Source organism: Streptococcus mitis (assembly GCF_001074635.1).
Classification (GTDB): domain Bacteria; phylum Bacillota; class Bacilli; order Lactobacillales; family Streptococcaceae; genus Streptococcus; species Streptococcus mitis_E.
On record NZ_JUQO01000061.1, the window covers coordinates 1 to 20,760 of the forward strand.

At 40.3% G+C, this 20,760-nt stretch carries 26 protein-coding genes; all 26 read right to left on the minus strand.

Features of this window, described 5'->3' with window-relative positions; all coding sequences use genetic code 11:
* Positions 1-410: hypothetical protein (locus ADI58_RS01995; RefSeq protein WP_049521265.1), on the minus strand; the 410-nt coding region annotated here is incomplete at its 3' end.
* Positions 391-1,422 (minus strand): hypothetical protein, encoded by a 1,032-nt coding sequence (locus ADI58_RS02000; RefSeq protein WP_000421223.1) that lies wholly within the window; start codon positions 1,420-1,422, stop codon positions 391-393. The genes ADI58_RS02000 and ADI58_RS01995, both read right to left, overlap by 20 nt.
* Positions 1,423-1,495: 73 nt before the next feature.
* Positions 1,496-4,147 carry a valine--tRNA ligase gene (locus ADI58_RS02005; protein WP_049521266.1) on the minus strand — a complete coding sequence of 884 codons (2,652 nt, stop codon included), beginning with the start codon at positions 4,145-4,147 and terminating at the stop codon, positions 1,496-1,498.
* The gene (locus ADI58_RS02010; protein WP_049521267.1) at positions 4,140-4,718 is read right to left on the minus strand and encodes an AAA family ATPase; all 579 of its coding nucleotides are present in this window, start codon (positions 4,716-4,718) and stop codon (positions 4,140-4,142) included. Before ADI58_RS02010 ends, ADI58_RS02005 begins: the two co-directional genes overlap by 8 nt.
* A complete protein-coding gene (locus ADI58_RS02015) occupies positions 4,718-5,278 on the minus strand; it encodes a GNAT family N-acetyltransferase (protein ID WP_033676277.1) in 561 nt (186 codons plus the stop codon). Before ADI58_RS02015 ends, ADI58_RS02010 begins: the two co-directional genes overlap by 1 nt.
* Positions 5,265-5,843, minus strand: coding sequence for a flavin reductase family protein (locus ADI58_RS02020; protein WP_033676275.1), 579 nt, complete (start codon positions 5,841-5,843; stop codon positions 5,265-5,267). Before ADI58_RS02020 ends, ADI58_RS02015 begins: the two co-directional genes overlap by 14 nt.
* A 284-nt stretch (positions 5,844-6,127) precedes the next feature.
* Positions 6,128-6,523 (minus strand): helix-hairpin-helix domain-containing protein, encoded by a 396-nt coding sequence (locus ADI58_RS02025; RefSeq protein ID WP_049521268.1) that lies wholly within the window; start codon positions 6,521-6,523, stop codon positions 6,128-6,130.
* Between the two features lie 95 nt (positions 6,524-6,618).
* On the minus strand, positions 6,619-6,873 hold the full coding sequence (locus ADI58_RS02030; protein WP_000119706.1) for a DUF1912 family protein: 255 nt from the start codon (positions 6,871-6,873) through the stop codon (positions 6,619-6,621).
* Between the two features lie 9 nt (positions 6,874-6,882).
* Positions 6,883-8,217, minus strand: a complete 1,335-nt coding sequence (locus tag ADI58_RS02035) for a DUF438 domain-containing protein (protein ID WP_049521269.1) — start codon at positions 8,215-8,217, stop codon at positions 6,883-6,885.
* On the minus strand, positions 8,217-8,450 hold the full coding sequence (locus ADI58_RS02040; RefSeq protein WP_000368734.1) for a DUF1858 domain-containing protein: 234 nt from the start codon (positions 8,448-8,450) through the stop codon (positions 8,217-8,219). Before ADI58_RS02040 ends, ADI58_RS02035 begins: the two co-directional genes overlap by 1 nt.
* Positions 8,451-8,566: 116 nt before the next feature.
* Positions 8,567-8,719, minus strand: coding sequence for a hypothetical protein (locus ADI58_RS11360; protein ID WP_049521270.1), 153 nt, complete (start codon positions 8,717-8,719; stop codon positions 8,567-8,569).
* On the minus strand, positions 8,716-8,898 hold the full coding sequence (locus tag ADI58_RS02050; protein WP_049521271.1) for a hypothetical protein: 183 nt from the start codon (positions 8,896-8,898) through the stop codon (positions 8,716-8,718). Before ADI58_RS02050 ends, ADI58_RS11360 begins: the two co-directional genes overlap by 4 nt.
* Before the next feature lie 215 nt (positions 8,899-9,113).
* On the minus strand, positions 9,114-9,464 hold the full coding sequence (gene rbfA, locus ADI58_RS02055; protein WP_001273601.1) for a 30S ribosome-binding factor RbfA: 351 nt from the start codon (positions 9,462-9,464) through the stop codon (positions 9,114-9,116).
* A gap of 250 nt (positions 9,465-9,714) precedes the next feature.
* The gene (infB, locus tag ADI58_RS02060; RefSeq protein WP_049521272.1) at positions 9,715-12,522 is read right to left on the minus strand and encodes a translation initiation factor IF-2; all 2,808 of its coding nucleotides are present in this window, start codon (positions 12,520-12,522) and stop codon (positions 9,715-9,717) included.
* Positions 12,523-12,538: 16 nt separating this feature from the next.
* Positions 12,539-12,838 (minus strand): YlxQ-related RNA-binding protein, encoded by a 300-nt coding sequence (locus ADI58_RS02065; protein WP_001041390.1) that lies wholly within the window; start codon positions 12,836-12,838, stop codon positions 12,539-12,541.
* A complete protein-coding gene (rnpM, locus tag ADI58_RS02070; protein ID WP_000857562.1) occupies positions 12,831-13,124 on the minus strand; it encodes an RNase P modulator RnpM in 294 nt (97 codons plus the stop codon). The genes ADI58_RS02065 and rnpM overlap by 8 nt, the downstream gene beginning before the upstream one ends.
* A 21-nt stretch (positions 13,125-13,145) precedes the next feature.
* The gene (gene nusA / locus ADI58_RS02075) at positions 13,146-14,282 is read right to left on the minus strand and encodes a transcription termination factor NusA (RefSeq protein WP_000032285.1); all 1,137 of its coding nucleotides are present in this window, start codon (positions 14,280-14,282) and stop codon (positions 13,146-13,148) included.
* A 43-nt stretch (positions 14,283-14,325) separates the two neighbouring features.
* The gene (gene rimP / locus ADI58_RS02080) at positions 14,326-14,805 is read right to left on the minus strand and encodes a ribosome maturation factor RimP (RefSeq protein WP_000338691.1); all 480 of its coding nucleotides are present in this window, start codon (positions 14,803-14,805) and stop codon (positions 14,326-14,328) included.
* Between the two features lie 125 nt (positions 14,806-14,930).
* A complete protein-coding gene (trmB, locus tag ADI58_RS02085; RefSeq protein WP_001266095.1) occupies positions 14,931-15,566 on the minus strand; it encodes a tRNA (guanosine(46)-N7)-methyltransferase TrmB in 636 nt (211 codons plus the stop codon).
* Positions 15,563-16,357, minus strand: coding sequence for a cell cycle regulator CcrZ (gene ccrZ / locus ADI58_RS02090; RefSeq protein WP_049521273.1), 795 nt, complete (start codon positions 16,355-16,357; stop codon positions 15,563-15,565). The genes trmB and ccrZ overlap by 4 nt, the downstream gene beginning before the upstream one ends.
* 162 nt (positions 16,358-16,519) lie before the next feature.
* Positions 16,520-17,131, minus strand: a complete 612-nt coding sequence (locus ADI58_RS02095) for a CPBP family intramembrane glutamic endopeptidase (protein WP_049521274.1) — start codon at positions 17,129-17,131, stop codon at positions 16,520-16,522.
* Positions 17,132-17,161: 30 nt separating this feature from the next.
* The gene (gene blpZ / locus ADI58_RS02100) at positions 17,162-17,410 is read right to left on the minus strand and encodes an immunity protein BlpZ (protein ID WP_049521275.1); all 249 of its coding nucleotides are present in this window, start codon (positions 17,408-17,410) and stop codon (positions 17,162-17,164) included.
* Between the two features lie 40 nt (positions 17,411-17,450).
* Complete coding sequence (locus tag ADI58_RS02105) at positions 17,451-18,155, minus strand: CPBP family intramembrane glutamic endopeptidase (RefSeq protein ID WP_049521276.1); 705 nt, start codon at positions 18,153-18,155, stop codon at positions 17,451-17,453.
* Between the two features lie 31 nt (positions 18,156-18,186).
* Complete coding sequence (locus ADI58_RS02110; protein ID WP_049521277.1) at positions 18,187-18,420, minus strand: bacteriocin class II family protein; 234 nt, start codon at positions 18,418-18,420, stop codon at positions 18,187-18,189.
* Between the two features lie 310 nt (positions 18,421-18,730).
* Positions 18,731-19,768 carry a DUF6568 family protein gene (locus ADI58_RS02115; RefSeq protein WP_049521278.1) on the minus strand — a complete coding sequence of 346 codons (1,038 nt, stop codon included), beginning with the start codon at positions 19,766-19,768 and terminating at the stop codon, positions 18,731-18,733.
* Positions 19,769-19,928: 160 nt separating this feature from the next.
* The gene (locus tag ADI58_RS02120) at positions 19,929-20,333 is read right to left on the minus strand and encodes a hypothetical protein (protein ID WP_049521279.1); all 405 of its coding nucleotides are present in this window, start codon (positions 20,331-20,333) and stop codon (positions 19,929-19,931) included.
* Between the last annotated feature and the right edge of the window lie 427 nt (positions 20,334-20,760).

Genomic DNA, 20,760 nt, shown 5'->3' on the forward strand with positions numbered 1-20,760 from the left:
AAAAAAATATACTCTGCTTTGCTAGTTATTATCGAACTCAAAAAATTCAGAAAAACAACGTTATCAAGCTTGCTTAGATTATCAATAAACTTTTTGTAATTAAAGATTGATAGAGTATTATTTAAAATGTTTTTATTTATAGAGATAGTTACGTCGATTTGATCAGAGTAAGATATAAAATCTATATAAACATCACTCAGTGTTAAATTATCAATTCGTAACTCTCTCCCGGCATCATTAGTTAAATTAATTATTATTTTATCTCGTTCTGGTACTGCCTTTATAAGAGTCTTAAAGAATGAAATTCCAGGTAGTGCTTCCAGAGAAAATGATTGTTTGGCTTCAAAGTAAAGTCGATCATCATCAGTTTTAAATTTTTCTAATAGAATATCATATATTGTCATTTCCATGCGTAAATTCTAAATAAGTCGTTTCATCGGTAACTTGTATTTTTAAATACTTTTTCCCTTGTTCTGTATAAGTTTCAATAACTTCTCTATTTTCTGAAACTGTTAATCTTATGCCCGGGTATACTTCATAATTTGTACGGATTCTAGCCTTTACAATATCGGCAACTACTTGAAAATTCCTCTCAAATTTTTTCTTTTCTGGTAATTCAAGTAATTCATTTTTAAATCGTTCTCTTGGAAATGATTCATCAATAGAAGAATAATCATTAAAAATGTCATCAATCATAGAATCATAATCCATAGTAGCATTTGTTCTGAAATAATGGATAAAAGAATTCCTTAAAAATGCTCGATCTTTTGGATATTCTTGCTTAATCTTTCTATTCAAAAAACCATCAATAGCATTGAAAGCGTTTTTTGTATTTTCCTCATCATTAGTCAATTCAATTAACTCCAGAAATTCATCATACCAATACTTAGTAATTGTATCTTGATGTAGTTGAACTCCAATCTCTTCGCTACTAGTTGCATCAATATAAAAAGTTGCTGATTTATAAACTTTAATATCTTTTGGAAAACCTTGTGTATCTGATAAACCTACTTGATTTACAAAAACAACATGAGCTACTTTTGCAAGTAAAAACATATATCTTTGATTATCTCTATCATAAAACAAAGCTTGAATCAGTGACCCAACTTGAACAGATTTTTTCATTTTTTCTATTTTACTCTGTGCAGATATTTCTTTCTCCAACAATCTCATAGAAACTGATTCAAAAAATTCTTCACAAACAGTTGGTTCGCTTTGATTATCTATTATATTTTTTATACAATTTATAACTTGTGTTGTTTCTGCTTTTGATTTATAATTCTTTACAATTTTATTATTTGCTATTGTAATAAGAACTGTATGAAGATACTCATCAAATTTTATGCCATCATCTGGTATATTCTTTGTTGTAGTATTATTTTCTCTATCAATCGTATAAATAGTAGCTACCTTTAATTCCACTAATTTTACTCCTAATTATAATTACTATAACCAGTATACCATAAAAACACGGTTTCCCACCGTGTTTCTATGTTTATTTCACCAACTTCTTCATCTCATCAATACGTGCGACGGTCGCGTCGTATTTCGCTTGGTAGTCGGCTTGTTTGTCGCGTTCTTTTTGGACGACTTCTGGTTTGGCATTGGCTACGAAGCGTTCGTTAGAGAGCTTCTTACCGACCATGTCCAGTTCTTTTTGCCATTTAGCCAGTTCCTTGTCGAGACGAGCTAGTTCTTCTTCGACATTGAGGAGGTCAGCGAGTGGCAAGTAGATTTCCGCCCCTGTGATGACGCTTGACATAGCGAGTTCAGGTGCAGGAATAGTTGATGCGATTTCCAAGTGTTCTGGATTTGTGAAGCGTTTGATGTAGTTGACATTGCTGTTAAAGAAGGCTTCCAAGTCGCTATCGCTTGTCTTAACAAGGATGGTGATTGGCTTGCTTGGAGCTACGTTTACTTCCGCACGCGCATTCCGAACGGCACGGATCAAGTCTTTGAGGCTTTCCACACCAGTGTGAGCCGCAAGGTCTTCAAAGGCTGGATTGACAGTTGGGTATTCTGCTGTCACGATAGAACCTTCTGAGATTTGTCCAAAGATTTCCTCTGTCACGAATGGCATGATTGGGTGAAGGAGACGAAGGATCTTGTCCAAGGTGTAAAGGAGAACAGAACGTGTGATAACTTTCTCTTCTTCGTTGTCGCTATAAAGGACTTCCTTAGTCAATTCAACGTACCAGTCCGCAAACTCATCCCAGATGAAGTTGTAGAGGATGTGACCAGCCACACCAAACTCAAACTTGTCAAAGTTGGCAGTTGCTTTTCCGATAGTTTCATTGAGGTTGTGGAGAATCCAGCGGTCTGTGACATTTCCAGCTTCCTTGTTAACAACTTTTTCGACATTGGCAGTTGCTTGCTCAAGGGTCAAACCTTCATTATTCATGAGGATATAACGAGAGATGTTCCAGATTTTGTTAATAAAGTTCCATGAAGCATCCATTTTCTCATAAGAGAAACGCACGTCTTGCCCTGGTGCAGAACCGTTTGAAAGGAACCAACGAAGGCTATCTGTTCCGTACTTATCAATAACATCCATTGGATCAATCCCGTTACCGAGAGATTTCGACATCTTGCGTCCTTGCTCATCACGAATGAGACCATGAATCAAGGCATTTTTAAATGGCGACTTGCCAGTAAATTCCAAACCTTGGAAAATCATTCGAGATACCCAGAACGGGATAATATCATAACCAGTCACCAAAGTTGATGTTGGATAATAACGTTTGAAGTCTGCTGAGTCGACATCAGGCCAGCCCATGGTTGAGAATGGCCAAAGGGCTGAACTGAACCAAGTATCCAAGACGTCTTCATCTTGTGTCCATCCGTCACCTTCTGGAGCTTCTTCACCGACGTACATTTCACCCTCAGCATTGTACCAAGCAGGGATTTGGTGACCCCACCAGAGCTGACGAGAGATAACCCAGTCGTGGACATTTTCCATCCATTGAAGGAAGGTATCGTTGAAACGTGGCGGGTAGAATTCTACCTTGTCTTCTGTATCTTGGTTAGCAATAGCATTTTTGGCCAATTGATCCATCTTGACGAACCACTGAGTAGACAAGCGTGGTTCAACCACAACACCTGTACGCTCTGAGTGACCAACGCTGTGGACACGTTTTTCGATTTTAACGAGGGCACCGATTTCTTCCAGCTTGGCAACGACTGCCTTACGAGCTTCAAAACGGTCCATACCTGCAAATTCGAAGGCCAAGTCATTCATGGTTCCGTCATCGTTCATGACATTGACTTGTGGCAAGTTGTGACGTTGACCAACCAAGAAGTCATTTGGATCGTGGGCAGGTGTGATTTTCACGACACCAGTACCAAACTCAGGATCAGCGTGTTCGTCCCCAACGATTGGGATGAGTTTATTAGCGATTGGAAGGATGACATTTTTACCAATCAAATCCTTGTAGCGTGGGTCTTCTGGATTGACCGCAACAGCTACGTCCCCAAACATGGTCTCAGGACGAGTTGTCGCAACTTCAAGGGCGCGTGAGCCGTCTTCTAGCATGTAGTTCATGTGGTAGAAGGCACCTTCGACATCCTTATGGATAACCTCGATATCGGAAAGGGCTGTGCGAGCTGCCGGATCCCAGTTGATGATAAACTCACCACGGTAGATCCAACCTTTCTTGTAAAGGTCCACGAAGACCTTGCGAACAGCTTTTGACAAACCTTCGTCAAGAGTGAAACGCTCGCGTGAGTAGTCTACAGAGAGCCCCATCTTGCCCCATTGTTCCTTGATAGTAGTGGCATATTCGTCTTTCCATTCCCAGACCTTGTCGAGGAATTTTTCACGACCGAGGTCATAGCGGCTGATGCCCTCACCACGCAAGCGCTCCTCAACCTTAGCCTGAGTCGCAATCCCCGCGTGGTCCATCCCTGGAAGCCAAAGCGTATCAAAACCTTGCATGCGTTTTTGACGGATGATAATATCCTGCAAAGTCGTATCCCAAGCGTGACCAAGGTGAAGCTTACCAGTTACATTTGGAGGTGGAATCACGATTGAATAAGGCTTAGCCTTTTGATCGCCTGAAGGCTTGAAAACATCCGCATCAAGCCATTTTTGGTAACGACCAGCCTCAACCTCGGCTGGATTGTATTTAGGTGAAAGTTCTTTAGACATGTGTTTGTCCTTTCTCTATTGTATTCATTTTATCTTGAATCTGCTTAGCAACTTCTTCTGCAGACAGATTCGTATTATTTATTTTAAGGTAGTGGTGTAGCTCATTCGGTTGGATTTGAGAATTTAATTGAAGTGTTTCAGCTGTCTCTAAAATTTCTCTTTCAGATACCTCAATATGTCGTTTTAAGGGTTTGTGCTTTAATCGATTCTCCGTTTGATTTCGATGTAAGCGCTCCTCAAGACTTGTTTCCAACTCAACAAACAGAATCTCTTGATGATAGTCATCCAACAAATCCTGAATTTGCTTCAAATACATCAGCTGGTACTGATTTGAAAAATCAATTACGTCTGTTAAAATTACTGATCGCTGATTTCTTGCACTTGCTCCAAGGAAAGAAAAGGTGATTCCACGAACAAATTCCCACATCTCCTCTGTATAATCCTGATAGATTTCTAATGCAAAATCGATGGCTTGATGGTTATAAAAGAGGGTAGCATCTGTCAGTCGAGATAACTCTTGACCAATAGTCATTTTTCCTGACGCCGGAGCACCAATGATGAAAAGATGCATCAAATTACCTCCCACTCACTTCTCAGCAAACCATATATCAGACTGTCACAGCGATTTCCTTGAACATCTTTACGGTCTCGGATACGAGCTTCGAGGGTAAATCCAAGTTTTTCTGCGACTCGTTTACTTTGGAGATTGTAACCAAGGCAAGTCAGCTCAATCTTATGAAGCTCCAGTTCTTTAAATCCTAAGTCAATCAAAGTACGCACTGCTTCTGGTACATAGCCTCGACCCCAATAATCTGGATGCAAAGTATAGCCAAGCTCTAGCACATCATCCGCATGGCGATGGTTGAAATCAACAGAACCAATGACTTTATCGGTTCCTTTGACAACAATCCCGTAGCCTGCTGGGAGATTTTCCTTTTGATTACGCTCAGGAAGGATATGCTCCAGATAATAAATCTCATCTTCCAAGGTCTTGACAGGTGGAAAACCTGCTGGGTAAGAAACTTCTGGACGACTAGCATAATCAAAGATATCCTCAGCATCAGCGACTGTCCGGACTCGTAAAACGAGACGTTCGATTTCTAATCGTTCTGGTAATTCAGCTCTTGACATCCTTCGTCCTCGCTTTCTTGATGAAGCTCCCCATAGGGTCAACACGGTTATCTAAATAGCGATAAACGCGCTGGTGACCGTCCCCCATAAAGTAAGTCGGTGAAAAACGATCATTTTTAAAATGTCCCTTATCATCCAAGAGTTCAGGATTAGCCAGTCGCTCGATAATCTTGGCAAAGATGTGACAGATTCCATCTTCCTCGATAATTCTATCAACTTGACATTCTAACACGACTGGACAAACCTCTAAAATCGGTGCCTGAGTCCGTTCAGAAATCTCGTAGTCTAGCCCCAGGTGTTTCAATTTCTCTCTATGACTGATAAAACCAGCCTGCTCCATCTCGAGCATGAGATTTTCATCAGGGATATTCACAGTAAACTTCTGGTAATGCTTAATCTGCTCAGCCGCATTTTCCTCAGCTCCGACACCAATGACTAGCCAATCTCCCAAGCTATAAGAGGAGCTACAGGTCGTAATATTGTGTCCAAAATTCTGATCCTGATACCCCAAAATGAAGATAGGAAAACCATAATAGAGTTTACTTGTTTTAAAAGATTGTTTCATAACAACCTCCTTTGACTAAGACACAAAAGAAAAGCCCCTGCCATCTACATGACAGGGACGAATGTATTTATCCGCGGTACCACCCAATTTCGGGCAGTTGCCCGCAACTCTCGTCTTTAAAACAAAAAGACACTTTTATTTCAATTTTTCATCCATTAGCAACCAGTTTTGACACATTTGTGGACTTCTCAGCACCGCCACTTTCTGTAAAATGCGGGATTCAAAACACCTCTAATGGCTCTATTGTAGCAAGATTTTTTCGGAAATGCAAGGCACAAGAAAGATTACTTGAACTTGATGCCATTTTCTTTCAATTTCTTGATGGTAGCTGGGCCGATTCCTTTCAAGGCAAGGAGTTCTTTTTCAGTCCAGTTTTTGAAATCTGAAACAGACTTGATTCCTTCATCATAGAAAGTCTTAGCACGATCAAGTGGAAGTCCACCCAAGTTTGCTGCAAAATCTTCTACAGAATTGGCTACTTTTTGAGCTTGCTCTTTGGTAGCTTCTACTGCTTGTTCAACCTTTTTAGAAACAGCCTTACCAGCTTGGCTTGCTGACTGCTCAGCACGTTTCACGACTTTTTTTGTCTCTTCTACAACCTTAGTCACAGTACTTGAAAAAGCACCTGCACGACGGAGGCTATTTCGTAATTGTTTTTTACGATTGAGTTTCTTTGACATGATAAAATCCTTTCAATAAAAAATCCCTGCTCTGACAAGGATTTAATATAAATATTCTATCAAGATTTTAGTAAAAAATCAAGAATCTTTCTCATTTAATAATTTCGCTCACCAAACAAGCCGTCTGGCAAATCATGGAATCCCTTGCCTGCTTTGAAGTTTTCAAACTTACCAAGTAAGAACTGATAGGCATCCAAACGGCTTTCGTAGCGAATCATGGCATCTTTGGCACGCTCGTCTTGGTCTTCTTCGTAGACTTTTTGGCTTTCCTTGTGCGCCATATCGTTAATCATAATCTGGGTATTAACCCAAGCTTCAAATTCCTTCATAAATTCTTGTTCGTAACTCATTTTTTCTCCTTATTCTAATCCGCGGAAATAGTCCGTGTCAATCTCTCGGTAGGGCTGGATATCCTGAACGTATTCCAGCACACCTTGGAATTCTCCCTCTTCATCGTGCACTGCAGCGTAGGTGATGTGGACAAACTTACCTCGCGACTCAGACTTGAACCACATTTCATACTTGTCTTTAGTACCCTCACGAAGACCCTTCATGATAGTCTTGACCTTGTCCAAATACTTAGGCGGATGGCAGAGTTCGACATTGCGCCCAACTTGGGACGGGGTCCGTTTGAAAATCATCTCATCAGCTGGCGTATTGTCATTGTAATACTGGAAAATATCGTCTTTATTGACAAAAGTAATCTCCATAGGGAGGTGATTGAGGATGAGATTAGCCTGCTCGACTGAAAGATAGCCATTGCCAAAAGCCTGTTGACTATGACGGTCCAGCACTGCTTCCTTTTCCTTAGGGGTAAAGGTAATGGTGAACTGTCCTTCAGGCGTATCGATAACTTGCTGGACTTGCCCCTCTGCCGTTTCTAGCTGTACCGGCTCCTCTGCGCTCTTTTCCTCAACAAAACTCTGTCTTTCTGGCACCCATTTTTCTGACGGACGGATGATGGCATAGCCGTAGGCATCACTCTCCTCCGCAATCTGAAGCCAATCATCTTGGGTAAAGGACTCAAGAAGAATCATGAGGAGGATGGACTCTTCCTTGAAAATCATACTTTCAAACTCTATCGCAAAAGCTTCAAAAGCTTCTTTTACAGTGGAAATCGGCACTTCAGGGAGTGACTTGGCCGTCGCTAAAGCTGTTTGAAAGAGTTCCCTAATCTGGTCATCCACTCCCCACATGACCTTAGGAGGCGAATCATGTCCATAGCGCTCCATGATAGGAAAGAAAAGTTCTTCTTTACGTTGGTAATGAATATCAAATTGCCCCAACAGTCCCATCTGACGGACCAAACCCTTGCGCATCTCCGCCAGCATTTCTTCATCTTCAATAGACTCATATGTATCTAACAATCTCCGAATGCGAATCAAGGCCGCACGGAGGGCCAGATTTTCTTCCTTAAATACCCGAACTGGGTGGCCAGGGTGTTCGGTATCCTCTACTTCAACACCTTTGATAGCATTTTTAAAAAGATTGGCATGGACATCACAGAGTTCCATGACATCTTCAAAAGTGACGCCCGAGTCTGAGTTCATCAACTCGTGCTCCATGAGAGAAATCTCGATGGCTGACACACCTGTAAAGGTCGCATCAAAACGCTCCTGAACTGACTCAGGAGAGGCACCATTGTGCAATTCTAACAAAATATCCCGCAGGACATGAATCCGTTCATCTGCCATTAGTCTAACCCAATCACTTCATAGCCGTTTGCTTCCAGTGTGCGGACAATCTTGTCCATAGGAGTTCCTTCAAGCTTAGAACCCTGTTTGAGCGATACTTTACGACCGATAGTATTACGCATCAAGGGATTAGCAAGGGGTTTAAAACCCAGCTCTACTAGGATTTCCAAGACTTCTGGATGCTTATCCACAACTTCTGCAACGGGAATTGACACATCGATGATATTGTCCATGACGACCTCCATTGTATGTTCTAAAATGATTTTACTGCTTATATTATACCATATGGAAAGAGATTAAAAAACTAGCAGTAGAGTTCCTGCTAGTTCTATGCGACTTGGATTACCATCTAGATAAGTTTAAAGAGCCAATCCAATAGTTTAAATAATAGCTTGTAAAACAGCAATTGGACTGCAAAAGAGATGATCATCCAAAAGAATTTCAAAATCCCAATAATCGGTTTAATAAAAAGAATGGCAAGAATTGCCCAAAAAAATTTCATTCTCTCTCCTCTGGCTTGATGAGCCATCGAGCCGCATCCATTAACTTGTCTGCAATAAAAAGTTTACCTAGACCGACAACAACATTGTCATCTTTCTTTATCGTTTTCATTACTTTTACACCTTGCACGATCAAAAAGTAATTACCATAAGTTTTAGCTAGAGTTTTTATGAGTCCCATATTATCTTCCCTCGTTTAACTACACTTTCAAAATATTAACGATACCAGCCTTGCTGGCTATCGCTGAAAAATCGTTTTATCTCACTCTTTCATTTCCTATAATATCATACAAGTTGAATTTTATAAAGCTTTTTAATAATGTTTAATTCTGGAAAGATTCCGCCAGTATGTTTTATAGCCATTTCCCCACCAAAAAAGAGGGTTACCCCTCCTTCTTAGTTCTTATCCAGATTGCGTAGCATCTCGTCAATCTTGTTTCCATACTCGATGGACTCGTCTTTGACGAAGGTCAAATCTGGGATTTTGTACAATTTCAAATTGCGACCAAGTTCACGTTTGATGGTACCAGTTGCTTTTTCAAGCCCGATTTGAGCTTTTTGATTATCTGAAGCAAGATTACTCAAAATGGTGTAGTAAACCTTGGCAACAGACAAGTCACCCAGCATCTGAACATCTGTGATGGTCACACCTTGGACACGCGGATCACGGACTTTCTTTTGCAAAATCTCATTGACTTCACGCTTGATTTCCATGCCCACACGATCCGTACGGAAATGATTTGCCATGATATTCCTTTCTCTACTTTGAACCAAAAGCTAGGCCAGCAGACCTAGCTATTTTTAAACTTATTGATTTTCATTTCAAATTGGAACGAAGTTCAATTTGAACTCACCTGCTTCTTTCGCCGTGGTGAAAGTGATGGAACTGATTTATCAGTCCCATCACAGGGGATTTTTGAGACTCTAGGCTCAAAAATAAGCAATGAAAGCATCGGTTTGCTTGCGTCCCTCACCACCTAAGAAAGGAGCAAAAATCTTATCTTTTAATTTCTTCCATGACATAAGCCTCAATCACATCATCAGTCTTGATATCATTGTAGCCATCGATCATCAATCCACCTTCACGGCCGTTTGTAACTTCTTTCACGTCGTCTTTGTAGTGTTTCAAGCTTGCGAGTTCGCCATCATAGATAACGACACCATCACGGATAACACGGACTTTAGAGTCACGGGTAACCTTACCGTTGATAACCATGAATCCACCGATAGTTCCCACTTTAGACACCTTGAAGGTTTCACGAATAACTGCTTCACCGATAACTTTTTCTTCAAATTCTGGATCAAGCATCCCTTTCATAGCTTCTTCCATCTCTTCGATAACCTTGTAGATAATGCTGTGGAGACGGATTTCTACATCATCAGCTTCTGCTTGTTGACGAGCTTGTGGTGTAGGGCGTACGTTGAAACCAACGATAAAGGCATTTGAAGCTTCAGCAAGAGTCACGTCTGATTCGTTGATCGCACCAACTGCCGAGTGGACGATGGTCACTTTGACACCTTCTACGTCGATCTTTTGAAGTGAGGCAGAAAGGGCTTCAACTGAACCTTGTACATCGGCCTTGATGATCACGTTAACTGATTTGAGTTCACCAGCTTTAAGGGTATCAAAGAGGTTTTCAAGGCTGACACGTTGGGTAGCTTGACGTTGTTTCATGAGGGCACGTTTGGCACGCTCTTCACCAGCCGCACGCGCAGATTTTTCATCTTCGTAAACGGCAAAGTGGTCACCCGCCATCGGCGCTTCGTTCAAACCTGTGATTGACACTGGTGTTGATGGCCCTGCAACCTTAACACGACGACCAAGGTCGTTGGTCATAGCACGGACACGACCGAAGGTATTTCCGACAACGATTGGGTCTTGAACATTCAAGGTACCTTGTTGTACAAGAAGAGTTGCGACCGCACCTTTTCCTTTATCCAAGCGCGCTTCGATAACCGTACCGATAGCACGAACTGTTGGGTCTGCCTTGAGTTCTTGGATTTCAGCCACAAGAAGGACTGTTTCCAACAATTCTTCGATATTTTGGTTGAATTTAGCCGAGATTTCAACAAATTCAGAATCTCCACCCCAAGCGGTTGACATGACACCATGCTCTGCCAATTCGCCGATAACGCGTTCTGGGTTAGCACCTGGTTTATCAATCTTGTTAATGGCTACGATGATTGGGACGTTGGCCGCTTTTGAGTGGTTAATGGCTTCGATAGTCTGAGGCATAACCCCGTCATCTGCCGCTACAACCAAGATAGTAATATCGGTAACAGAAGCACCACGCGCACGCATTGATGTAAAGGCCGCGTGTCCCGGTGTATCAAGGAAGGTAATCTTCTTGCCATTTTCCACGATTTGATAGGCACCGATATGCTGAGTGATACCACCTGCTTCACCTGTCGCAACGCGAGAGTTACGAAGGGTATCCAAGAGGGTTGTTTTACCATGGTCAACGTGTCCCATGATGGTTACAACTGGTGGACGCTCAACCAATTCATCTTCATTGAGATAACCATCTTCGACAAAGAAACGTTCGATGTCAGCATTATCCACTTCAACCTTTTGTTTGGCTTCGATACCGTAATCCACCATGAGGAGTTCAATTGTTTCCCCATCCAAGGATTGGTTTTGTGTGGCCATGACACCCATCATAAAGAGTTTCTTAACGATTTCAGCTGGTTCACGTTTGATACGTTTTGCGATTTCCGCAACGGTCATACCATCTGTATATTCAAATTCTGTTGGCAATTCATGGAATTTACGCTCCGTAACAGGTTTTGGAGTCTGATTGCGGTTGTTCTTGTTATTGCCTTTTTTGTTCTTTTTGTTGTTATTCCAGTTACTATTCTTTTGATTTCTCACTTGATTTTGACTACTTCGATTCTTTTGTTGTTTTCTAGGACCATCTTCTTCGTGATCATAATCGTCACGATTTTTGTCTGGTCGAGCTTGTTTTTTACGACGTGTATCCACTGCAGGTTCTGTTTTCTCAGAGACGACTTCAACCACTGCTTGAACTTGCTGTGCTTGCTGTTCTTGTTGCGCTTGTTCAGCTAACTTAGCCACTTCTTCAAAGATTTCCTCTGGCTCCTTGCGTTTGTTAGCTTGGGCCAAGGCTTCTTTGGCAGCCTGAGTCTGCTTGAAACGTTCCTCACTTGAACGGGCATATTCTGCATTTTGCTCTGCTTTTAGGGCTGCTGCACGGGCTTTAAAGTCAATACGTGGAGTCGCTTGATTTGAACGTTTGTCCTCTTGTTGACGGCGCTCGTTTCCACGATTTTGCTGACCTTGCTGTTTCTTAGCTTGGTCATTAAAGCGACGATTGTCGCGGTTGCCTTGACCTTGTTTTCCGCCATTACGGCCGTCGTTTTTCTGACGGTTTCCGTTTTGTTGTTGGTCACGGTTATTGCCCTTATTTTGCTTACGTCGCTCTGCCTGCTCTTTAGCACGGGCTTCACGCTCAGCCTTGAAATTACGGCTTTGCGGTTTAGCCACTACTTTTTCTGCTTTAGGAGAGACTGGCTCAGCCGCTTTTGCCTCTTCCTTAGCTACAGCTGGTTTAGCCGGCTCAGATTTTTCGGCTTTCTTTTCTGCACTTGCTTTTGGTGCTGCAGGTTTTACTTCTGCTTTCGGAGCAACAGGCTTAAAGCTGGCAGCGATTTTTGCAGCGACAGCTTCTTCCACACTTGATGAGTGGCTTTTCACATCCAAGCCCAACTCTTTTGCACGCGCTACAACTTCTTTACTTTCTTTTCCAAGTTCTTTTGCGATTTCGTACAATCTTTTCTTAGACAAATCATGTCCTCCTCTTCTATTCCATAAGAGACCTCATTTTCTTTGTAAATCCAGCATCTGTCACAGCCAAAACCTTTCTCGATTTCCCGACTGCTATGCTTAATTCCAGTGTTGAAAACACGGTTACAATTTCTACTTGATAATAATGACTTTTATCTTGAATCTTCTTGGTCAGATTGGGTCCAGCATCATGAGCTAGAAAGACCAACTTGGCCTTGCCGTCTTGAATGGCCTTGACCACCAATTCTTCACCCGATATAATCCGCCCTGCTCGCTGAGCAAGTCCCAAGAGATTGCTTATCTTTTGCTTATTCAAGTCCTAACTCTCTTCTTTTCACTTTGTGATCCACATAAGCGATCAACTCGTCATAAAAGCTTTCTTCCACTTCCATGCTAAAGCTACGGTTAAAGACCTTCTTCTTTTTTGCCTCTAGGGCTTCTGCATTGTCTAGCTTGATATAAGCGCCGCGGCCGTTAGCCTTGCCTGTTGGATCAATAAAGACTTGTCCTTCCTTGTTCTTGACAATGCGGAGCAAATCACGCTTATCAATCACTTCGTTAGACACGACAGACTTGCGCAAAGGGATTTTTCTTGTTTTCATCTTTCCCTCCTCTAGCAGCTTTTATTCTTCTACAGTATCGTTTTCTGCTTCCAAATCTACCGAACCAGCTTCTTCCATGGCTTCAAATTCGCTAGCAGACTTGATATCGATACGGTAACCAGTCAAGTGAGCTGCCAAGCGCACGTTTTGTCCACGACGACCAATGGCAAGAGAAAGCTTGTTATCTGGTACAACCACCAAGGCACGTTTGCTGTCGTTTTCGTCAAAGATAACTTGATCAACCTCAGCAGGAGCGATAGCGTTGTAGATAAATTCAGCTGGATCAGCTACCCACTCGATAACGTCGATATTTTCTTCGATTGGTACCATACGGTCGCTCTTGGCATCGTAACGTGCTGGGTGGAACTTGCTAGTAATCTTCTTGATATTCGCTCCACCGCGTCCAACGATTGTACCGATAGCGTCCACGTTTGGATTATGACTACGAACGGCAACCTTCGTACGGTCACCAGCTTCACGAGCTACGCTCATGATTTCAACAGTTCCATCATAAACTTCTGGAATTTCTTGCTCCATCAAGCGTTTGATCATTTCTGGATGGCTACGGCTAACAAAAACGTTGACACCACGAGGGTTGTCTTCAACTTTGTAGACATAAACTTCAATACGATCATGAGAAGCAAAAACTTCTCCAGGAATTTGGTCTTGTTTTGACAATTGGGCTTCAATGCTACCAAGGTTGACATAGATGAAGCGGTTGTCAAAGCGTTCTACAGTACCAGACATGATTTCTTGCTCATGTTCTTTGTAAGTATTGTAAGTGATGGCACGTGTTTGCTTGCGCATTTTTTCCATGATGGTTTGTTTGGCAGATTGGGCTGCTACACGACCAAACTCAGCAGGTGCTTCTTCAAACTTGATTTTATCCCCAAGCTCATAGGCTGAATTAATGGCAAGAGCATCTTTCAAGCTGATTTCCAAACGGCTATCAAATACTTCATCAACCACTTCACGGACAGTATAAACTGTAAAGTCACCTGTTTTTTCGTTGAAGTCAATGGCTACACTGTCTGACTGACCATAGCGTCTGCGATAAGCGGAACGAAGCGACTCTACTACTGCGTCGATGATATCTTCTTTTTTGATTCCCTTGTCTTCTTCCAAAATGCGGAAGGCCTCTAGCATTTCTTTACTCATGTTTTCTTCACTTTTGAATTCTCAAAAGCTATCCTTTCTTTTTCTATAATTTAACTGCTAAACGTGCTTTTGATACTAAACTGTATGGAATTTGGACGGTTTTCTTACGCGTCTTATCCATATATTCCATGGTCAACTCGTCCTCTTCGAAGGCCAACAAGGTTCCTTCAAAGACCTTTTGCTTATCGATGGCTTGGTAGAGCCCGACATGGATGTATTTCCCAACCGCTCCAGCGACGGCATCCTTGGTTTTCAAAGGACGTTCCAAGCCTGGACTGGTAATTTCTAGGAAATATTGTTCTGGGAAGGGATCTGGCTTGATGGTGTCTAGGACAGGACTGATTATTTCTGTCAAGTCCGCCGTGTCGTTCAAGGTAATTCCTTCAGGTTTATCTACAAAAATACTGAGAATCATGTCACTGCCAATCTTTCCATACTCGATATCCACGAGTTCGAAAGGAGCTTGAATGACAGGTTCTACAACTTCTCTGACTAATTCTACGATTGTTGCGATTGCGTCCACCTCCTCATAAGCAAGAGGCGAAGATATTTCCCCGCCTCACTTTTCATATTCTTACTATTAGTATAGCACGTTTGCCAACTTATGTAAAGCAAAAGCACTCATACAGCCTGATTTCAGGCTATTTCTTAAAACTGAGCCTCAACTCGATAGATAACTTGCCCCTTGTTGGAGAATTTTTGCTCGTATTCAGTCATAACATTGCCTTCAAAATCACTGGCATGTAAGTCTAGCCAGACACCATTGAGCTTCATGCCATACTGAGAAAAGCTCACTAAACTGTACTCAAACAAGCCACGGTTATCCGTCTTGAAATGAATTTCTCCATTTTCAGGCAAGATACGTTTGAAGGTATCCAAGAAGGTCTTGTAGGTCAAACGACGCTTTTCATGGCGTTTTTTCGGCCATGGATCTGAAAAATTCAGATACAAGCGATCAATCTCACCGTCTTCAAAGTAGTCAGTCAAGTCAGAACCATCTACCCACAAGAGCTTGATGTTCGGTACTCCAACTTCAAGCACCTTGTCCAAAGCGTAGCTCAAAACAGACTTTTGAATATCAATCCCGATATAGTTGATGTCAGGGTTTTGCTTGGCCATACCTGAAACAAAGGCACCCTTTCCACTTCCAACTTCCACATGAATGGGATTATCATTGCCAAACAAGTCCCGCCATTTTCCCTTGGCCTCCAAGGGATTGAGGACCACATACTGGGGATTTGCCTCTAGTAATTCTGTCGCCCCTTTACGATTTCTAACTCTCATCTTCTCTTTCCATACTTGTCTCGGAAGTGACGCAAGCCATGGATCTCCCGATTGACATTTTCTAAATCTTGGTTCATATAATACTTGGAAATCTGGCTCAAGTAAGACAATTGACCGTACCAATACAATTTATTTAATACCGTTTGATTATACTTATAGCCGTAGTAGGTCAACCATTCCTTCCACTGATATTCTGGAATATAATGGCAGAGCATATGGGCCACATCAAACATGCGGTCGGTCAAGCGAACCGAATCCCAATCTACCAAATAAATCAAGCCACTGTCTGTCTCAATCCAATTACTATGTCGTACATCTCCATGGACAATGGTCGCATAGTCCTCTCTAAATCCTGGAATAGTCTGACGTAAATCAGCCATCACTTCACTGATAAAATGATTTTTACGCAAAGCATCTGGAGCCGTTTCCTGCCAAGACTGTAGTAAATCTACAGGTGTTTCCATGGCATATCCCAAACGACTCAACTGTGTCATCAACGGACGTGAGCGATGCAGACGGGTTAAGATATTGACGATTTGTTTACGATTCATATCATAGGGGGTCAATATCTTGCCTGTCAACCATTCTTGAGCACACATATCACGCCCATCTGCCAAACGGCGGCTCCATAATAATTGTGGAGTAATTTGTTCTCTAGCTAGACCAGGTAGGATTGGAGAGGTGTTCATTTTTACAAAGATGCGCTTCCCGTCAGGATAGCTACCCATATAAGCCTTGCCACTTTTCCCAGGTATGGGAGTCAGTGTTAGCTCATTATCACCCAAATCCATTTCTTTCCTCCGTATAAAGTTTCCTTACTATTCTACTAGTTTTTGCCCTATTCGTCAACCGGTCCACACCCGATTCTCAAAGAAAAGCCTATGGGGTGGTTTGGGTTATAATTTATAGAAAGAAAAAGGTAAGCACCGTCTTCTGCTTACCTTTCATGATTTTTATAAATAATATAAGAGTGGCCAAGCATTGTAAAACATGTGAACTAGAGTAGAAACCCATAGGTTTTGGCTCTTTTTATAAGCAAAGCCCAGTAACAAGCCCCCAAGTAGATAAAAAATAAACGAAGGGACATTAGAAGGTCCATGCATGAAAGAAAAGAGAGAGGAAGTGAGCACAAGCCCTAACCAAGAATTGTCAAAAACGGCACCTTGAAGAAGTCCTCTGAAAATGAGTTCCTCCTGGATGGGTCCAAAAACTGAGGAAGTCAAAATCAAAGACAGAGAAATTCCTCTGCTAACTTCCGACAAGTGTTGAACTCCTGCGCCAGAAGAAACAGCGAAGAAATGAATATAAACCAACGTCTCAAGTACACTTAGAAGAAAGATTACAATGAACAGCAAAAGTTCTTTCTTGCTTAACATCCCAAAAGAAATCATTTCAAACTTTCTAGCATAAGCAACACTTAGCGAGGTTACTAGAAGACTTACAATAATCAATTCAGATTCATTTTGAAAAAAATCCCCGTGGTTAATCGTATAAGGAACTGTAATGACGATTAGTAATACTAAAAATCCAAAACAAAAGGCATGAAATTTATCAAAGAACTCCATAAAATTATCCTCCTCAAGAAACAAACCTCCCTACACATCATCCTTCCGCTCTAACCTTTCCAAAACAAACCATTTGAGTACCCAAAATCCGGCCACATAGCCAGCTCCTAAGAAGATAGCCATAAAAGCTAGCATGGGATTTAGGGAATTAAAGACCACCGCAGATACAAAGGTTAGCACAAAAACATTAAAAGCAATGGTATCAGAAGCCAAGACCAGAATATAAGGCGTCAACCAGTCTAAGGTTTTGGAATCTAGGAAAAATAAGCGTTTATACATGATGACCTCCTCTATGGCTGAAAAGCAAGACTTTGTTTTTTTACCCCAAGACCCTATGTAGAAAAGTGAGCAAAAATGGTAAAGTCGCTACAATATTATTAATCACATGCACCGCATAGGATGGGTAAATGCTCTTGGTATAGCGAGTCAAACCAGCAAAAATGATTCCAAATGTTGTAAAAACGAAAATATCTAACAGACTAGGCAGACTTAAAAAATGAGGAAGAGCAAACAAAATGGAAGGAAGAAGCAAATCAGGGCCAAATCGCGAATGTTTAAAGAAAGCATGTTGCAACAACCCCCTATAGATCAATTCTTCCATCAGTGGCACTAGAAAGAACAAAGTTATATAGATACCTAGCTCAGCAAAGTTAGTCCCACTATAACCAATCAATACAGCCCAACCTTCAGCAGTTGACTGAGCATGTTTAGCTGTCTGAACGTTAAAAGAGATAACGTTAAAAGAGATCTGGAGCACTATCACTAATACTGTCAAAATCGAATACCAAAGCCATTTTTTTCTTGGAATGTGAAAGAGATAGCCATGGCCTGTCTTAACCAAAATCCAAATCATGACTCCGCTAAATAGCAAACTCAAGATATTTCGAATCCAGAAGAAATTTCCTATCTGAGAAGAAAATTGCCAATAATTTTGGACTATAAGCGTTAGCTGAGAAAGGCCAAATACGAAAAATAAGTAAGACAAGACTGCACTTATTTTGAAGAGAAACTGATACTTTTTCATAGAAACTCTTCCTCATTTCTTATATTTCAGTCTATATTCCACATAAATGAAAACCTGCTCCTATATAACCAAGGTCACGATAACCACGCGGACAGTACCCACTTACTGGAAAAGGACCTGAATTTTTTAATATAGAAGGGTAAGAACCAAATGGACTTTCATTATAGGCATACCCTCTATAAATATCAGATACATCCCCACCCTCTATATGATCAAGCATTTCAGTATCCATAATTTCAAATTGTTCCATCATTTTTGTATCCATGACAAATACTCCTTTTTATTTTTAATTTTTGTCCTGTTGCAACTTTGACAAGTTTAGTATATCACTGTTTATTAATTTTTTTCATTCAAATCATAAATTGTAATCAAAACATCTTGAGGCGTTAAAATAATCGAAAAAGAAAGTATTTCGGAAATACTTGACCTTTTACCATTCGGTCCATTTCATATACAATTATAATCTTTTATATATAAAATAAATACACCTATCTTCTCACTCTTGTCTATAGGAAAATGTTAGCTATATGTTATTACAAACAAATAATATCATTGCACCTGTTTACCATCTATTTTTATTTATGAATTTTTTGTTTCACTTTAATCATTATAGAAGCCATAAAAAACGCGATAGCTAGCCGAATCAGTTGGTAACTTTCTTCCTCTCCTGTTTTCGGTAATAATTTTTCATTCGAAGTAATAGATTCGCTTACATAATCAGTCCCCTTAACATCGGTTAAAGGAGTTTTATTTTCTTGATCAACATCAAAAATAGGTTTGAGAGTTTCCGATTGATTCTTATTGTCTAACATTGCTAAATTGCCAGATTGAGTAGTTTTAGCTTTAGAAGTTGAGTTTATACTCTCCACTTTCCCACTATTTTCACTATTAGAATTGGGATTAGCATTGGATATTTTCATTTCGGTTCTTTTTTCATCACTCATACCTTTGCTTTCACTTACAACTTTATCACTAATACTCATGCTATCACTTCTAGTATTCTCATCACGAACCCTTTCTGTTACTGTTTCCTCAGAAGATTTCACTGTCTCCGTTTGCTTAGGTGAATTTCTCGAGTACATATAATCATAAACCTGTTGTGCAGTTGCTCCGCCACCAACCCATCCAGATATCGGATGTCCATTTTTTAAATACAAAATTGTTGGTGTTCCTGGAATACCGACTTTTTTAAATAGAAACTCTCTCGCTTCCCCATCAAAATCCTTACCATCCAAATCATAATACTCTAACTTCTTTTCAATCAAGTTATTAAATTCTTTTAATTCAGGAGAAAATTGACGGCAATGAGAGCAAGTTTTTCTACCAAAATAAATAGTATGTTCCAATTGATCCTCTGTAAAAGATTGACGAACAGCTTCAATATCTATCTTTTTAAAGTCCGTAACATTCTTCTCATACTCTTCTGGGGTTACAACAGAAGGCTTATGCTCCACCTTTTCCTTAGACGATGGCAAATCTGGTGCCACAAGAGAACTATCATTCGTCTGAATAGATGAAGTAGTAGGCTGTTCTTCTGCATATACAACACCCGTAGTAATAGATGCAAATACAAGTGGTACAAGTAATAGCGATTTTATATTTTGTTTCTTCATAAGAATACTCCTTTACATTTGTTATCTTTATCTTACCTTATTTAAAATTATAAATTCATCTAAATCTTAAATGGTCATCGAAACATCTTGAATTGCAAAAACTTTATTATAAAGGGGTAAGTATTTCGAAAACACTTACCCCTTTATACTTCATTAAGCTCTACTTTTTATAATACTTCAAGCCCCAAATGAGCAGAAGCATAATAAGCAAGCAGAGAATAGCACCAATATAAGCAATTAATTGCTGATAGAATTCTCCTGCTGTGATTCCTCTATACAAACAAATAATAGACATAAAGCCTGTCAAGCCGATAAACATAAGTTGATTGGTTCTAGGACTAACCAAATCATCATCTTCAAACTCTCTTGTCCTCATCTCCCTAGCGAGATAAACAGTAACCAAAATAGAAATCAAGTTAATAACCACTAGAAGAAATTGGAAAACCAAGGAAAAATTTAAAAACTGACGAGATAGAAATAGATAAGTAGAGACAAGCAAGGGCAACTGACCTAGGAACAATCTCATAAGGAAGATATTCCGTTTTTTAGCAATAAAAGTTTTCATTTCTTTTCTTTCTTTTTAATTAAAGCAAAATAGATCTTAACTGCAATCAAATAGGCTATGGTATAAAATAGGTTATACCAAATACTCTCTCTAAGCGGATAAAGAAAAATAGACATGATCAGATACAAGGTTAAAATGATAAATATTTTTCTCTTCATAAGATTTCCTCCTAAATGTATTCTTTATCTTAGTTTAGCTACAACCTTTACACTGCTAGTATAGCACTCATTTTGATTTTGAATCACTCAAATCATAAAAGGTCACCAAAACATCTTGAACAATAACAAGTTTTTCATCTATACAAAAATAGTTATACTCAACAACAATCAAACTAAAGAACTAAACACATATAGTTTAAAATACTTTTTGATATTTCAAACAATACTGACAAAGTTAATAATAAATCTGTGGTAGTATTTCTTACCTC

Excerpts from the sequence above, each read along its gene's own strand:
- ADI58_RS02005 (WP_049521266.1), bottom strand. The coding sequence starts at position 4,147 with ATGTCTAAAGAACTTTCACCTAAATACAATCCAGCCGAGGTTGAGGCT.
- ADI58_RS02010 (WP_049521267.1), bottom strand. The coding sequence starts at position 4,718 with ATGCATCTTTTCATCATTGGTGCTCCGGCGTCAGGAAAAATGACTATT.
- ADI58_RS02015 (WP_033676277.1), bottom strand. The coding sequence starts at position 5,278 with ATGTCAAGAGCTGAATTACCAGAACGATTAGAAATCGAACGTCTCGTT.
- ADI58_RS02020 (WP_033676275.1), bottom strand. The coding sequence starts at position 5,843 with ATGAAACAATCTTTTAAAACAAGTAAACTCTATTATGGTTTTCCTATC.
- ADI58_RS02025 (WP_049521268.1), bottom strand. The coding sequence starts at position 6,523 with ATGTCAAAGAAACTCAATCGTAAAAAACAATTACGAAATAGCCTCCGT.
- ADI58_RS02030 (WP_000119706.1), bottom strand. The coding sequence starts at position 6,873 with ATGAGTTACGAACAAGAATTTATGAAGGAATTTGAAGCTTGGGTTAAT.
- ADI58_RS02035 (WP_049521269.1), bottom strand. The coding sequence starts at position 8,217 with ATGGCAGATGAACGGATTCATGTCCTGCGGGATATTTTGTTAGAATTG.
- ADI58_RS02040 (WP_000368734.1), bottom strand. The coding sequence starts at position 8,450 with ATGGACAATATCATCGATGTGTCAATTCCCGTTGCAGAAGTTGTGGAT.
- ADI58_RS11360 (WP_049521270.1), bottom strand. The coding sequence starts at position 8,719 with ATGAAATTTTTTTGGGCAATTCTTGCCATTCTTTTTATTAAACCGATT.
- ADI58_RS02050 (WP_049521271.1), bottom strand. The coding sequence starts at position 8,898 with ATGGGACTCATAAAAACTCTAGCTAAAACTTATGGTAATTACTTTTTG.
- rbfA (WP_001273601.1), bottom strand. The coding sequence starts at position 9,464 with ATGGCAAATCATTTCCGTACGGATCGTGTGGGCATGGAAATCAAGCGT.
- rnpM (WP_000857562.1), bottom strand. The coding sequence starts at position 13,124 with ATGAAAACAAGAAAAATCCCTTTGCGCAAGTCTGTCGTGTCTAACGAA.
- nusA (WP_000032285.1), bottom strand. The coding sequence starts at position 14,282 with ATGAGTAAAGAAATGCTAGAGGCCTTCCGCATTTTGGAAGAAGACAAG.
- trmB (WP_001266095.1), bottom strand. The coding sequence starts at position 15,566 with ATGAGAGTTAGAAATCGTAAAGGGGCGACAGAATTACTAGAGGCAAAT.
- ccrZ (WP_049521273.1), bottom strand. The coding sequence starts at position 16,357 with ATGGATTTGGGTGATAATGAGCTAACACTGACTCCCATACCTGGGAAA.
- ADI58_RS02095 (WP_049521274.1), bottom strand. The coding sequence starts at position 17,131 with ATGGAGTTCTTTGATAAATTTCATGCCTTTTGTTTTGGATTTTTAGTA.
- blpZ (WP_049521275.1), bottom strand. The coding sequence starts at position 17,410 with ATGTATAAACGCTTATTTTTCCTAGATTCCAAAACCTTAGACTGGTTG.
- ADI58_RS02105 (WP_049521276.1), bottom strand. The coding sequence starts at position 18,155 with ATGAAAAAGTATCAGTTTCTCTTCAAAATAAGTGCAGTCTTGTCTTAC.
- ADI58_RS02110 (WP_049521277.1), bottom strand. The coding sequence starts at position 18,420 with ATGGATACAAAAATGATGGAACAATTTGAAATTATGGATACTGAAATG.
- ADI58_RS02115 (WP_049521278.1), bottom strand. The coding sequence starts at position 19,768 with ATGAAGAAACAAAATATAAAATCGCTATTACTTGTACCACTTGTATTT.
- ADI58_RS02120 (WP_049521279.1), bottom strand. The coding sequence starts at position 20,333 with ATGAAAACTTTTATTGCTAAAAAACGGAATATCTTCCTTATGAGATTG.